The organism is Sorangium sp. So ce406 (assembly GCF_051474675.1).
Lineage (GTDB): Bacteria > Myxococcota_A > Polyangia > Polyangiales > Polyangiaceae > Sorangium > Sorangium cellulosum_G.
This window is the reverse complement of sequence record NZ_CP150340.1, coordinates 10,602,349-10,616,274: the sequence shown is the minus strand read 5'-3', so window position 1 is coordinate 10,616,274 and position 13,926 is coordinate 10,602,349. Positions and strand designations below refer to the sequence as shown.

The 13,926-nt window shown below is 73.2% G+C and carries 11 protein-coding genes and 1 pseudogene; 10 read left to right on the top strand and 2 right to left on the bottom strand.

The annotated features are described in order from the left end of the window. The first annotated feature begins 222 nt into the window (after window positions 1-222). From WME96_RS39855 to WME96_RS39820, 8 genes are all read left to right on the top strand, one after another. A complete protein-coding gene (locus WME96_RS39855) occupies window positions 223-495 on the top strand; it encodes a hypothetical protein (protein WP_437286786.1) in 273 nt (90 codons plus the stop codon). Window positions 496-871: 376 nt separating this feature from the next. Then, window positions 872-2,410: a YncE family protein gene (locus tag WME96_RS39850; protein ID WP_437286785.1), complete on the top strand. Its 1,539-nt coding sequence runs from the start codon at window positions 872-874 to the stop codon at window positions 2,408-2,410. Then, window positions 2,407-3,825: a YncE family protein gene (locus WME96_RS39845; protein ID WP_437286784.1), complete on the top strand. Its 1,419-nt coding sequence runs from the start codon at window positions 2,407-2,409 to the stop codon at window positions 3,823-3,825. The genes WME96_RS39850 and WME96_RS39845 overlap by 4 nt, the downstream gene beginning before the upstream one ends. Before the next feature lie 385 nt (window positions 3,826-4,210). Next, window positions 4,211-5,512 (top strand): hypothetical protein, encoded by a 1,302-nt coding sequence (locus WME96_RS39840; RefSeq protein ID WP_437286783.1) that lies wholly within the window; start codon window positions 4,211-4,213, stop codon window positions 5,510-5,512. A gap of 106 nt (window positions 5,513-5,618) precedes the next feature. After that, on the top strand, window positions 5,619-6,452 hold the full coding sequence (locus WME96_RS39835) for a Uma2 family endonuclease (RefSeq protein WP_437286782.1): 834 nt from the start codon (window positions 5,619-5,621) through the stop codon (window positions 6,450-6,452). Window positions 6,453-6,748: 296 nt separating this feature from the next. Next, window positions 6,749-7,753, top strand: coding sequence for an expansin EXLX1 family cellulose-binding protein (locus tag WME96_RS39830; RefSeq protein ID WP_437286781.1), 1,005 nt, complete (start codon window positions 6,749-6,751; stop codon window positions 7,751-7,753). Window positions 7,754-7,982: 229 nt separating this feature from the next. Continuing rightward, complete coding sequence (locus tag WME96_RS39825) at window positions 7,983-9,116, top strand: alpha-hydroxy acid oxidase (protein WP_437286780.1); 1,134 nt, start codon at window positions 7,983-7,985, stop codon at window positions 9,114-9,116. 247 nt (window positions 9,117-9,363) lie between these two features. Beyond that, complete coding sequence (locus tag WME96_RS39820; RefSeq protein WP_437286779.1) at window positions 9,364-10,317, top strand: metallophosphoesterase; 954 nt, start codon at window positions 9,364-9,366, stop codon at window positions 10,315-10,317. A gap of 110 nt (window positions 10,318-10,427) precedes the next feature. Here WME96_RS39820 and WME96_RS39815 read toward each other — a convergent pair whose 3' ends face one another. Both WME96_RS39815 and WME96_RS39810 read right to left on the bottom strand, forming a co-directional pair. Further along, window positions 10,428-10,841 carry a hypothetical protein gene (locus tag WME96_RS39815; RefSeq protein WP_437286778.1) on the bottom strand — a complete coding sequence of 138 codons (414 nt, stop codon included), beginning with the start codon at window positions 10,839-10,841 and terminating at the stop codon, window positions 10,428-10,430. Window positions 10,842-10,963: 122 nt separating this feature from the next. Beyond that, complete coding sequence (locus WME96_RS39810; protein WP_437286777.1) at window positions 10,964-11,665, bottom strand: Kazal-type serine protease inhibitor family protein; 702 nt, start codon at window positions 11,663-11,665, stop codon at window positions 10,964-10,966. 992 nt (window positions 11,666-12,657) lie between these two features. On the opposite strand from WME96_RS39810, the pseudogene WME96_RS39805 reads away from it, so the two are divergent. Beyond that, window positions 12,658-12,894 (top strand): annotated as a pseudogene (locus tag WME96_RS39805) (winged helix-turn-helix domain-containing protein); the annotation flags it as partial. An 18-nt stretch (window positions 12,895-12,912) separates the two neighbouring features. Further along, a complete protein-coding gene (locus tag WME96_RS39800) occupies window positions 12,913-13,911 on the top strand; it encodes an ROK family protein (RefSeq protein WP_437292400.1) in 999 nt (332 codons plus the stop codon). Window positions 13,912-13,926: the final 15 nt, after the last annotated feature.

The window sequence follows — 13,926 nt, the reverse complement described above, 5'->3', positions numbered from 1 at the left end:
CTGGCGGGCGGGTCGGCCCTCCGGATGAGCGCGTTCGCCGCCGGCGCGCGGCGTGACCTGCGGTCCGGTCGACGTCACGGGCCGGGCTCGACCGGATGTACGGCTGTGCCCGGCGTCGCGAGCGACCTTCTCCCACAGGCGCGCCGGCGGGCGTGGACGCTGGATTGCATACAGGACATCGCACGCAACGCTGTACGCGTGACGCGGAAGGAGGATCCGACGATGGGTGATCAACAACGTGATGTCACGGAGCGGGCGCACGCGCAGACCAGGGCGGGCGAGGGCGCGCCGTCGGAGGAGATCGGCCACAGCCCCGGGCTCGATCCGCCGGGCGCGCAGCCCGAGGACGACGACGCGGATCCCCGGGACGAGGCTTATGCCGACCGGCCCGCGGGCATCGAGCCGTCCGCGCCCAAGGACGGGCGCGAGCCAGTCGGGCAATCCGACTACACCGAGGATGCTTCGGCCATCCAGCGGCCGCCGGCCGACTCCTGAGCTGGCCGAGGGCGGCCGCCGGCCGACTCCTGAGCTGGCCGAGGGCGGCCGCCGGCCGACTCCCGAGCTGGCGGCCACAACCATGCTCACCTGAAGCCCCTGCCACCTTCATCCTGCCGGCGCGAGCCTTCCCTCAGGCAGCGCGACTTCCCTTTCGCGTCCGCTCGATCACCGCTTTGGGCACCGCTTTGGGCACCGCTTTGGGCACCGCTTTGGGCACCGCTTTGGGCACCGCTCTGAGCACCGCTCTGGGCACCGCTGTGGGGGCACCGGCGCGGAGGACATCGCCATGTCCGGTGCGCCGGCACGAGGGGGCTCGACATCCGGGCACGCTCGGAGTACGCGGGGACCGCTCACGGAGAGACGCAGGTGCGCAGTGGACCACGAGACGTCGAGCGACATCGAGCCTGGCTCCAGCGCCGCTGACGCGCGGGAGGCCGGCCTCGCCGCCGAGGCGAGCCCGTCGCCCGAGTGGGCGGACGCGCCGTCGACCCGCCCGCCCAGCGCCAGTGAGGCGATTTGCCCTGTCTGTCTCGAGCGCATCACCGCCGGCGTCGCCCTCTGCCCCGAGTGCGGCGAGCCGGCCGACGCATCGAAGAAGCCGGTGCGAGCCCCCTCGGTCCCCGAAGCCCCGCCGGACGCGAGCTGGCTCTCGCTGCACTGGCGCCCGCTCGTCACGATCGGCGCCATCCTCGGGCTCATCAGCACCGGCGCGGCGCTGCGCTACCTGGCGCCCCACCGGTTCTCGCCGTCCAGGGCCGCCACGGCGGTCGCCCCGCCGGCCCCCGTGTGCGGCGCCCCGTGCTGGAGCGGCGAGTCGTGCCAGCTCGGCCGCTGCGTCTGGCAGCGCCCGAACAACGTTGGCCACCTGGTCGACGCGCCGTCGATCGCCGGGCCCTTCCCCCTCCCCAAGGACGCGGCCGACGCGCTCCCGCTCGACCGCGATCGCTTCGCGGTCGCGCTGTCCTCCGGCCTCGAGGTGCGCAGCTCCAGGACCGGCGAGGCGCTGAGCCTCGTCACCGAGGCGCCCCACGTGCGGCGCCTCTACCGCGTGGGCGACGTCGTGTACGCGACCTCGCCCTCGCGCATCTACGTGATCGACGCCGCCACCACGCGGCTGCTCAAGACGATCGAGCTCGGCGAGGCCGTGGGCGACGTCGTCGTCGGCGCCTCGGGCCGGCGCGCGCTCGCCTCGCTGCCGGAGGCGCACGCGGTGGCGATCCTCGCGACCGAGTACCACGCCGAGATCGAGCGCATCCAGTTCGGCGACGACGCCGTGGGCCCCGTGGCCGTCGACGACAGCGGCACCCGCGCGATCACGACCACGGGCCAGCTCCCGCAGCCTGGCCAGCGCGAGCCGTCGGGGGGTGTCGCGTATCCGTTCGACCCGAGCCGGCTCGGCTCGGAGCAGGACCGCGTGCGCACCTCGATGGTGGGCAACCCGGCGAGCGCGCTCATGAGCCCGGACGGCTCGGCGGGGTTCGTCGCGCTCCGGGCCGAGAACACCCTGGTGCCGCTCACCTGGCTCCCGTCGGGCGCGGTGCGGCAGGAGGCGCGCATCACGACGTGCCGCGAGCCGGAGCAGATCGAGCTCGTCCGGAGCGACCGGCGCGCGATCGTGCGGTGCAACGAGGGGCGGGCGATCCAGGTCTTCGACCTGGCGAAGCGCGAGCTCCTCCGCGCTGTCACGTTCCCCGGCCGCGCGCTCGATCTGGCGGTCGCGCCGGACGGGGCGCAGGTGGTCGTGGCGCTGAGCGGCGACGGGGCCGGCTCGGTGGCGCTGGTCGACCTGAAGAGCTACGCGGCGAAGGTCCACCCGCTCGGCGGCGAGCCGACGCGGATCCGGCTCGCCCCGGACGGCGGCTCGGCGCTCGCGCTCGGCGATCGCGCCAAGGTCGCGTGGGTGCTGCAATGACCGAGCGTCGCGTCCCGTGCCCGAGCTGCGGCGTCCGCATCGTCGAGGGGGCGCGCAAGTGCCGCGCCTGCAAGGCGTGGCTGGGCGAGCGTCCCCGCGGCTCCTCCGCCTCGCTCTCGGGCCGCGAGCCGCGCCTGGCGCGGGCGGCGGTGTCGGTGGCGAGCGGCGTCGCGGCCGTGATCATCGCCACCCTGACCAGCCTGAAGTCGCCGGTCGGCGAGGCGCCGCCGCTGACCGCGCTCACGCCCGAGGGCGCCGCCTCCTCGCCCGAGGTGCGCGACGACGCGCCGAACCCCGCCGCGTTCGGCCCGGACCCGACGCCGCCGCCCCCGCCGCCCGAGCCGACGGGCCGCTGGCGTGCCCGCGAGTTCCGGATCGGGGACGTCCACCCGCTCGACGTGGTCTTCAACCCGAGCGGCACGTCGATCTACGTCAGCGCGGACGACGCCTCGCTGCGCGAGTACAAGCTCGATAGCGGCGAGCTCATCCACAAGGCGTCGGTGCCGGCGCAGGGCGATCACATCCGGCTCCTGTTCGACCGCTACGTCGCGGTGCTGCGGCACGAGGACGCCGCGCGCATCCCGGTGATGGACACGACCGCGTGGGATCGCGACCCGGTCCTGCTCGACGTGGGGCGGAGCCCGGGCGACATCGTGGCGTTGCCGGACGGCAGGACGGTTGTCGCGGCGACGACGGACACGAAGCGGGTGACGAAGTTCGAGCTGCCGACGGGGGTGCGGCTGGCGAACATCACGCTCCCGCACGCGACGGGGCAGCTCTTTTTGGTGCAGGCCGAGGGGCGGCCTTACATCGCGGCGCTCGGCGCGCTGACGCACGCCGGCCGTCCGGCGGGCGCCTGGATTGACCTGTTCGACCCGAGCGAGTCGCCGTTCGGCGCAACGCGGCGGAGCATCGCGGTCGGGCGCGAGCCGCGCGAGGGCGACATCACCGCGGATGGCGGCGCGGTGTTCTTCCCGGACCGGCTGTCCAACACGGCGATCCTGTTGAGCGTCGCCGGGGTGACCGAGACGCGGAAGGCGCCTGTCGGCGTCGGGCCGACCGCCGGCTTCCTGCTGCACGACGACCGGTATGGCATCACGCTCAACGCCGACGGGCGGAACGCGAGCGTGATCGATCTCTCGGCGATGGCGGTGAAGAGCACGCTGCCGTTCCGCGGGGTCCCGCGGACGGGCGTGACGTCGCCCGATCGGAGGACGCTGTTCGTGGCGCTCGGCGGGACGCAGTGGCCGCCGGTCGGCAGCGGCGTCGCGGTCATCGCGGGCGACCCGCCGAAGGTGGTCGCGTCGCTGCCCACCGGAAAGGGCGCGTGCGCGGTGGCGGTCTCGAAGGACGGCGCGCGGGCGGTGGTCGCGTCCTACTGGGACCGGTCGATCACGGTGCTCGAGCAGCAATAGGCCTGTTCGAAGACCCGTGACGATGTAGCTCGCCGAGCGCCCCGCTCACGGCTTCCCTGTCCAGCGCAGCAGCTCCGGTGAAGCTCGTTTCGACTTCCAGGAGTCCGGCCATGGATCCGGAGAGAGATTTAACGCCAAGGCGCCAAGACGCCAAGACGCAAAAAGAAGAACAAACACCATGCCTTTGCGCCTTTGCGCCTTTGCGCCTTTGCGTTAAATCTCTCCTCTCGCGAGGCAGATCCCTGGCAGGATCTCTGAGCCGCGGTACTGGCCGGGTTGACGCTCCACGCGGCCAGCGCGATACCCTTCGCATGCGCACGGGGAACATCCTGGCCCCCGTCGGGGTCGGGTCGCGGTGGTGATCTCCTCGCCCCTCGGTGCCCGCATGGTCGCGCTGGCGGCGCTGCTCGCCGCCTGCCGTGGCGGCGCCGGCGCGCCTGACGCCGGGCCGGCGCCGGCGCCGGAGGTGGCTGCTGCCGCGCCGGCGCCCTCCGCCGCGCTCGCCCCGGTCCCCGCGGCGAGCGCGGCGGCGCTGGACGCGGGAGCCACCGCGTCGGCGGACGCGGCAGCGCCCGACGCCGGCGCGGACGCCGCCGCCGCGGCGCCCGACGCGGGCTGCAAGCTCCGCCGGGGCCCGCTCGCGCTCTCGCTCCGCGGGCCGGCGCTGCTGTGGTCCCCCGACGAGAAGGCGCGCGCGGACTTCCGGGTGATCTTCAACCGCGACGGCGTGGCGCAGCCCGTCGCGCCGGCGTTCGCCGCGCTCGTCGGCTCGGTCCCGCCGCGCGACGAGGTCGCGACCGACGCCGGCGCCGGAGAGCCCGCGCGCGCGTCGTGGCCGGCCTGCGCGGTGGCCTCCGGGTTCGTGTTCTGCATGGATCAGGGCGGCACGATCCGGAGGACCCCGATGTCCGGCGGGGCGGCGCCGCCCATCGGCGCCGGGCGCCGGGGCACGGGGATCTCCGCGGTTCCGCTGCCCGGGGGGCACACGCTCCTCGCCTTTCTCTCGGACCGCAAGACCAGCGAGGGGGCCGTGACGCAGGCCTTCGCGGTGCTCGACGACAGGCCCGCCGTGCCGCTCTCCGAGGAGGGCAGCGGCGCGACGTTCGTCGCCCTCGCGCCGTGGAGGGACGGCGCGCTCGCGATGTACATCGACGCGCGCTCGGCGCTGACGCCGGTCCATGCCCGCACGTTGCGGCCCACCGCGGAAGGCAAGCTCGAGCTCGGCCCCGACGCGGTGCTCTTCGTCGGCGACGCGGGCGAGTCGCGGATGGGCGGCGCGCTCGCGATCGGGCCCGAGGGGCCGGCGTACGTGCTCCTCCCGGCGTCGAAGGACATGGCGGAGTTCGGCATGGCCGCGATCCGCATCGCCGACGCGCCGCGCGACGACATGCCGGCGGTCTGGTCGCTCTACCCGAACGGCCTCAGCCCCGCGCCGATCGCGGCCACGCAGGGCGTCTCGCCGATCCACGTGGCCCGCGTCCGGCCGACCTCGCGCGAGCCCGGGGCGCGGCACGCGCTCGAGATCGGGCAGCTCGACGCGGAGGGGCGCTTTCAGGCGCGCTGCCTGGCCGTGGAGGGCAAGTCGTTCAAGCACGTGGCGATCGAGGCGGACCGCGACGGCTCGCTCTGGCTGGCGTACACGACCAGCGCCGGCACGTTCGTCGAGCAGCGCGCCGTCGGCCCGTGAAGGCCGCGGCCGCGCTGGCCGAGGACCCGCGCGTCTGCGCCGCGCTCGTGTCGCGCGGCGCGCAGAAACCGAGATCGACGCGCCGGTCTACCCGGAACTAGGAGGTATGAGAAGATACCCCATGGGCGCTCCGCCACGTTCTCCCCTCACGGCCGACCAGATCCGACCGGGTGATCCCTACGAGCTCTCGGAAGGAGAGCTGGTCGAGTGCTTGCCGACCGGGGAGCGCGGCGGGCGCGGCAACCTGGTGGGCGGCTCCGTGCTGGACACCGATCCAGCGGTCGAGTCTGCCGGTGTGGATGTCGGCGTCTCCGTGCGCCCGGACATGCTCCGGGCGCCGGACATCTCGGTAGGCAACGTCCAGGACAAGCCCGGATGGGCGAGCGCGGCGCCGCCGCTCGCCGTGGAGTACGCGGACACGGGGCAAGACGAGGGGGAGCTGCAGCGCAAGATGGTCGAGCTCCTCTCGGCCGGCACGCGCTGGATCTGGGTTGTCCGGCTGAGCGGCGCCCGGCGGGTCGAGGTGTACGAGGCGGGCGCGAGCCTGGCCGATCGTGGGGGCCCGTCCCCGGCGCTGTCGCCGGCTGGCGGGCGCGCTCGGCGGCAGCCCGCGCTGAGTCCGGCGCGGGTGGCATACCCGGGCGAGGCGCTGGAGGCGCCGGGCGTGCTCAGGAACCCGGTGCCGGTCGAGGCGCTCTACGATCGCGAGGCGGCGCACGAGGTGACCCTGCGCAACCTGCTCCAGCGCAAGGGATTCGAGAGCCTGGCTGCGGTCCAGGCGTCGGGGCGCGAAGAGGGGTTGCGCACCGGCCTCCGGGACCTGTGCGAGCTGCTGGCCATCGAGCTCTCGCCCGAGCGCGAGGCGGCGCTCGGCGCCATGAAGGAGGCGGAGCTGCTCGCCTTGCGTGAGCGCCTCAAGCGCGAGCGCCGCTGGCCGTAGTCTCGCGCCCATCCGCCTGCCGTCGCATCGAGTCGAGTCGAGCGGACACGCGGCAAAAAGCCAGCTCCCGCCGGGCATGCGCGCGTCACCCGCCGGTGAAGACTCCTGCGCTCCCGGCGCGGTCGAGCAAAGGAGTCCGCTCGATCCACGACCCCTCCCGATCCCGCGATGTGCGCCAGGACCCTTGTCTCAGCGCACGACAGCGCGCCGAGGCTGTTGCGCCACTCTCCCTCCTGGCGTAAGCCAGCTTCGTGGATCCGCGGATCCACTCCTGTCGTAAATCTTAAGGAGCCGAGATGAAGCTGGATTACGTGCCCACGGGCATTTTATGGCCCCTCGTGTCGCTGATCGCCCTGGGCCTTGCTGGCTGTGGTGACGACGGCAGCGGCGACTCCGGCGGTGGGTCGGAGAGCACCTCGACCGCCACCGGCGGCCAGGACGGGCAGGGCGGCGCGGGCGCCGCCACGACGGGCGCGGGCGCTGGCCCGGGCAGCTCCACGACGACCGGCGTCTCCTCGACGAGCAGCGGCGACACCGGCAGCACCACCGCCAGCACCACCACCACCGCCGCCACGACCGGCACGGGCGGCGGCGGGTCGGTGAGCTGCGGTTATCCCGCGGCGTACGAGAACGGATCCATCACCTTCTACACGCTCGACATGGGCTCGACCGAGGTGAACTGCAGCTACCAGATCACCGGGCGGAACCCGGACATCGTCGCGCACGTCCCCTTCGGCGGAGGGCAGTACTTCGCCGCGATGAACACCCAGGACTACGATTCTGCGGGGATGTGCGGCGCGTGCGTGGAGGTCTCCCGCGACGACGGGCGCAAGGTGCAGGCCATGGTCGTGGACCAGTGCCCGATCGCCACGAACCCGAAGTGCGTGCGGGGCCACATCGACCTCAGCAAGAACGCCTTCCTCCAGATCGGCGCCGAGCGCGAGGGGTATCTCGGCACCACCAACGGCGGCGCGGCGGGGAAGATCTCGTGGAAATACATCCCGTGCCCGACGACGGCCCCTGTCACCTTCCGCCTCAAGGACCCGACCAACCGGTACTGGAACGAGATCATCGTCGAGGGGCACGCGCACCCGATCGAGAAGGTCGAGGTGGAGATCAACGGCACGTGGCAGACGGCCACGCGGCAGTCGTACAACTACTTCGTCGTCGGCGACGGGAACATGGGGGCTGCGCCGTACCATGTCCGCGCCACCGACATCAACGGATCCTCCGTGGAAGCGATGCTGGACCTCAAGGCCGGTGACCAGCCCGCGGGCGGCCAGCTCCCCGCCTGCAACTGACGACATCCGGCCGATCGAGCCCAGCGCGCCGCGGGCGGCCGCCCAGGCCCAGCGGCGCCCGCCCCTCGCGCAGCGCGGCGGCGATCTCGCCGCGCAGGGCGTTCGCCCCGTCGTGCACGAGCCCGCCTCGCCGGAGCGCCCTCGCGACGCCGACTCCCCGCCACCCGGGCTGGTAGTATGGTCGGCGCCCGCGGTCAGGATGGTTCGCGGAGCTCTCCAGGAGAACGCCGTGCAAGACCCTCGCCCCGCCCCGCCGCTGCTCACCGTCGACGACTTCGAGCGCGCCGCGCGCGCCCGCCTGTCCAGGATGGCCTACGACTACTACCGTTCAGGGGCCGACGAGGGCAGGACGCTCCGGGAGAACCGCCGCGCCTTCCGCCGCCTCGAGATCCACTACCGCGTGCTCGTCGACGTGTCCGAGCGGGACATGAGCACGACCCTGCTCGGCGCGAGGGTGCCATTCCCCATCCTCGTGGCGCCCACCGCCTATCAGCGCCTCGCGCACCCCGACGGCGAGCTCGCCTCCTCGCGGGCGGCCTCGGAGCTCGGGACCATCTTCACGCTCTCCACGCTCTCGACGACGAGCCTCGAGGCGGTCGCCGAGGCGTCGCCGGGGCCGAAGTGGTTCCAGCTCTACGTCCACAAGGACCGCGGCCTCACGCGCTCGCTCGTCGAGCGCGCGGAGGCCGCGGGCTATCAGGCGCTGATGCTCACCGTCGACACGCCGCTCCTCGGCCGCCGGATCGCGGACGTGCGCAATGGCTTCGCGCTGCCCGAGGGGCTCGTGATGGCGAACCTCCGCGACGCCGCGGCGTCCGCCCCGGCGGGGGAGCAGGGCTCGCTGCTCGCTGCCTACGTCGCCGCGCGACACGACGCCTCGCTCACGTGGCGCGACGTCGAGTGGCTCGGCTCGCTGACGAGGCTGCCCATCCTGCTCAAGGGCATCATCCGCCCGGACGACGCGGTCCGCGCCCTCGGCTCCGGCGCCGCCGGCGTCATCGTCTCCAACCACGGCGCGCGGCAGCTCGACGGCGCCCCGGCGACGATCGAGGCCCTCCCCGCCGTCGCCGACGCGATCGCCGGGCGGTGCCCGGTGCTGATGGACGGCGGTGTCCGGTGGGGTACGGACGTGCTGAAGGCGCTCGCGCTCGGCGCCCGCGCGGTGCTCGTCGGGCGCCCCGTCCTGTGGGGCCTCGCCGCGCTCGGCGGCGAGGGCGTCGCGCGCGTGCTCGCGGCCTTGCGCGACGAGCTCTCGGTCGCGATGGCGCTCGCGGGCTGTCCCTCCCTCGCGGCCATCGATCGCGACCTCATCCGCCGATCCCAGGCACGTTGCCGTTGCCACGACCGCTCTCAGGACCGTTGAACGGTGCCTGAGTCGCACGAGCATAGAGTTTTCCAAGATCGGCGCTGTCACACACGAGCGCACGCTGGATTGCTGCGCTTCCCTGGATGAACGGGACGCAAGAAAAGGTGGCGGCCATTCGACCTCGCCCGTAGACTCGGCGGCGGTGAACAGTGCTGTACCTGCGAGGGAGCGGTGGCGGGGGCTCTTCAGGCGAGGCGCTCGCGCCTCAGGGGAGGCAGCGGATCCCGGGGCGGCGGACGCGACCATGGGGATTCGCCTCCGGCGCTTCGCCGGGCCGGCCGCTTACCTCGACCAGGTCTCCTCGCTTCGCATTGCCCACCTGACCGACCAGCATGTCGGCCGGGTGACGTCGATCCGGGTCCAGCGCGCGGCCGTGGCGCTCACGAACCTGCAGCGGCCCGATCTGGTCGTGCTCACCGGCGATTTCGTGTGCCACAGCCAGCTCTACCTCGATCAGCTCGAGGAGGTGGTGCGCGGCTTCGAGGCGCCGGTCATCGCCGTGCTGGGGAATCACGACCACTGGTCGGGCGCCGACGCGGTGAAGCGCGCGCTCGAGCGCGGGGGCGCCGCGGTGCTGTGCAACGCGAACACGGTGATCACGCTGGGCCATGAGCGGCTCCAGGTGGTGGGTCTCGACGACGCCTACACCGGCCATGCGTCGCGCGAGAAGGCGGTGAAGGGGATGCGGCGCGACCTGCCGACGCTGGGCCTCTCGCACATCGCCGAGGAGGCGGACGGGCTCTGGCGTCACGGCGTCCCGCTGGTGCTCTCGGGCCACACGCACGCTGGCCAGGTCACGGTCGCGCGCCTGAACGAGCTCTCGATCGGCAAGATCGCCGGACACCGGTACATCCACGGGCTCTACGGCACCCGCAAGCGGGCAGAGCCCGGCCAGGGCGCGGTCTACGTGGGGGCGGGGATCGGCGCGGCGGTGATGCCGCTGCGGCTCGGCGAGCGCGGCCAGCGCGAGGTCGCGATCTTCGAGCTCGGCAGCGAGCCGGGGTCGTTCGACGAGCACCACGCCGAGCAGGTGCCGCACCAGGGGCGCAAGCCGTCGCCGGAGCTCCTGGCGAGCCGGGCGGCGCGGGTGGCGAGGAACCGCGAGCGGCGGGCGGCGCGCGCCGTCCGGCAGGGCGAGGGGAGCGCCCAGGGCGAGGGGAGCGCCCAGGGCGAGGAGAGCGCCGGCGGGGAGCCCTGAGCCCGCGCTTCAGGCCTGCCTGACCGGGGTAGCCGGCGGGCGGCGCCGGCGTTGCGCGAGGCGGGGGTGCCTCGCGAGGCTCATCCTTTCGCCCTGGCGGCGCTCCGCGTTCAGCGCGCGTTCAGCACGCGGCGCAGCGCCGCCTCGAACACGGCGCGCTCGTGGTAGATCTCGATCCCGCCGACGGCGAGCTTCATGAGCCAGGCGCCCATGGCCACGATCCTGGCCCCGACGAGCACGTGCTCGGTCACCGACGCGCTCTCTCGCACGGCCCGGAGGTACTCGACGAGGCGGACGCGAACGACCGAATCGTAGCCGGTCACGCCCGTGCAATCGAGGAACTCGTCGATGTGCCCGTGGAGCGCCACGCATTGCAGCGTCGGCTTGACGAGGCCGACGAGGAGCGGAGCGTCGATGTGCCCCGTCAGACGGTAATAGATGATGTGGCGCCCTGGATACGATACCTCGACGCTGCCCCGATCGGACTCATGGCGTACATCGACGGGAAGTGGCGAGCCGAGCATGTCGTCCTCCTGCGCTCCGCGCCGCCCGGAGGTCCAGGAGCCAGGAGGTCCAGGAGATCGCCGTCGAGCACGGCTCCTCACCCTACGCGAGATCGAGCGGAGAGACCAGCCCGCGATGCGCCTCACTCGATAGGCGCGCTCGCGCACGGACCCCGCTGATCGACGGAGATGCCGGTGGCGGCCGCGACGCAGGCGTTGGAGTACGTCTGTCCATCGCACCCGCACACGGGCGCGAGCTCCTTCGTGCAAGCCTCGGGCTTCTCCGCGCAGGCGCCGGCCGCGTCGGCGCGGCCGCAGATCGCGTCGGGCGCGTACTTGCAATACAGCCCGTCGTCGCACACGCGCGGCCCCCCGAGGGTGAAGCCGCCGCAGCTCTCGCCGAGCCCGACGACCGTCGGGCCGCACTCGCCGAGGCTCTTCACAGAGACGCCGGCCATCGCCGCGACGCAATCGTTGCCGTACGTCCGGCCGTCGCACCCGCAGACAGGATCGTAGTCCTGCCGGCACGCCTCCGGCACGAACTCGCACGTGCCGCTCCGATCGTAAGCGCCGCAGTTCGCCTCGGGGGCGAAGTCGCAATACAGCCCCTCCGCGCAGCGGAAGCCGGCGATGCCGCCGCACATCGCGCCGGGCTGCGCGAGCGGCGAGCAGACCTCGCCGCCGCAGGAGAGGCGGAGCTCGACCTCGATGGGCGTCCGCTGCGAGAGGATCTGCACGACATACGATCCGGTGCCCTGGCTCTGCCACGTCGTGGAGCCCTGTCCGAGCGAGCCACGGACCCGCGGGACATTCCGCAGCCTCCCGTCGGTCGTGACCTCGTGCACCCTGACGGCGACCGCGGCGCTCCTGCCGCCGGCGACGGCCCGCAGATCGAGCGTGATCGTCCGACCCGGATGGCTCGTGAAGTGCGCGTAGACCGACTCCCCGCGGCCGACCGAGAGGCGGTTTTCATGATCGAAATACGCCGGGACAGCGGCGACGTCGCTCAGCCTGAGCGCGCCCTCGACTGTCCCCGTCTCCTCCTGATCCGCGATCTCGGCAGGGGCCGATGATGCCGTGCAGCCGGCGAGTGTTACAGCGAGAACAGCACCCAGAACATCCGCCATCTTCATGATCGTGAAAACTCCTCATGAGGAAACGGGCCCAGCGCTCCGGGCGTCCCCTCGGAAATGCGAATCGGCTGCGGGATGGACGACGCCAGCGCGGCCGCGAGGCGCGCTGTCTCGCCCCCTCACCCCGGGCAAGCGGTTGCTAGGACCCGTTGATGGGCCCGTCAACCGCTGTCCGGGAGAGCAAGCCGATCAGCGCTCGCGGCGCGACGGTCATTCGTCCTGCGTCTCCCTGCGATATCGCTGTGTCCTCCATGCCGCCGAGCTCTCGCTCGACCTGGGGTGGCAGCGCGTCGATATGTCCACACTCCAGCGCCTCGACGATCGCTCCCCTCATTCATCCACGTCGTCAGCTCTCATCGACTCGGCATCTGATGCCATCTGTCGTCCGCCACGTGCGTTTGCAATCAGCGTTCCCCGCGACATGAGATGAGCCCGCCCGCCGCTGCTCGCTGCGGCGCCACGGCGGCGCGGCGCGCGGCGGAGACGGGGATCCGGGTCGGTCCGGGCGGGGCCAGCGGCGAGAAGGGGGCGCGCACATCCTGTTCCCACATCACACGCGGTGATGAGGCGTTCCGCCACACGACGTCGTTCACTGTACGACGCATCGCGGGGCTGCGGGGCAGTTTGCTACGGGGGCGGAGCGCTCGAGGCGACGCGGGGTTTCGAGGCAGCGGGGCGGTGACGGCCCTTGCTTTCGCTGTGCGAGCGCGGCTAAGTCTTGGTCCTCTCGAATGGTCCGTCCCACCGACAAGACCGCGAACAACCGCACCCCGCGGGAGCTGAACCGCGCCCTCGTCCTCGACCTCGTCCAGGAGCACGGCCCGATCTCCCGCACGAACCTCGCGCGGCTGAGCGGGCTGACGAAGCCGACCGTCTCCGCGATCATCGAGGAGCTGCTGGAGAGCGGCAGCGTCCGCGATGTCGGGTCCGAGTCGCGCGGCGGGCGCCCGGCGCGCCTCCTGGAGTTCAACGACGACAGCGCGGCCTTCCTCGGCATCGAGATCGGCGTCGAGCAGACGGCCGTGGCCGTGGCCGACGCCCGCGGGCGGATGCGGGCGCGCCTGGAGCAGCCGGCTGTCCTGCGCGATCCGCACCGGACGGTCCGCGACGTGGTCGAGCTCTTGCCGAAGGTGCTGCAGCTCGCCGGGGTGCCGCGGAAGCGGCTTCGCGGCGCGTGCGCCATCTTGCCCGGGCTCATCGAGCGGCCGAGCGGCGTCTGCGTGCTCGCGCCCAACCTGGGCTGGGAACGGTTCCCGCTGCGCGCGGAGCTCAGCCGCGCGCTCCGCATGCAGGTCCCCGTGTACAACCTGCCCCAGGCGGCGGCGGTGGCCGAGGGGGAGCTCGGCGCGGCGCGGGGGCATGCGTCGTATGTCTGGATCTACGTCGGGCTCGGCGTCGGCGCGGGGCTCGTCGTCGATGGGCGCCTGTTCTTCGGGATGCAGGGCTACAGCGGCGAGATCGGCCACTGCCGCGTGGCGAACGACGGCCCGCCGTGCGGCTGCGGCCGCCGCGGCTGTCTCGAGACGTTCACCTCGGTGATGGCGCTCCGGCGCGCCGCCGAGGCGGCGTCGGCGCGCTCGAGCGCGCTCGCCGCGCTCCCCCGGCCGCACGCGGTCGGCGCCATCGCGAGCGCCGCGCTGGCCGGCGACGAGGCCGCTCGCGCGATCTTCCACGAGGCCGGCGCGCAGCTCGCGCGCGGCATCGGGGTCCTTCTCAACCTGCTCAACCCGCAGCTCGTCGTGCTCGGCGGCGAGGCGATCGCCGCGCCCGACATCCTCCTCGCCGGCGTGCGCGAGGAGCTGCCGCGCCACGCCGTCCGCGCCGGGGAGGTGCCGGTCGTCGCCTCTCCGCTCGGCAGCGAGGCCGGCCTTCTCGGCGCCGTCCTGCTCGCGCGCGAGGGCGCGGTGCGCTCCCTCCGCCTCGTCCCCGACGGCGTGCTCCAGGACAGCGCCCCGTAGCGCCCCCGCGGGGCG

Coding starts and splice junctions, on each gene's coding strand:
- WME96_RS39855 (WP_437286786.1), top strand. CDS start 223: ATGGGTGATCAACAACGTGATGTCACGGAGCGGGCGCACGCGCAGACC.
- WME96_RS39845 (WP_437286784.1), top strand. CDS start 2,407: ATGACCGAGCGTCGCGTCCCGTGCCCGAGCTGCGGCGTCCGCATCGTC.
- WME96_RS39840 (WP_437286783.1), top strand. CDS start 4,211: ATGGTCGCGCTGGCGGCGCTGCTCGCCGCCTGCCGTGGCGGCGCCGGC.
- WME96_RS39835 (WP_437286782.1), top strand. CDS start 5,619: ATGAGAAGATACCCCATGGGCGCTCCGCCACGTTCTCCCCTCACGGCC.
- WME96_RS39830 (WP_437286781.1), top strand. CDS start 6,749: ATGAAGCTGGATTACGTGCCCACGGGCATTTTATGGCCCCTCGTGTCG.
- WME96_RS39820 (WP_437286779.1), top strand. CDS start 9,364: ATGGGGATTCGCCTCCGGCGCTTCGCCGGGCCGGCCGCTTACCTCGAC.
- WME96_RS39815 (WP_437286778.1), bottom strand. CDS start 10,841: ATGCTCGGCTCGCCACTTCCCGTCGATGTACGCCATGAGTCCGATCGG.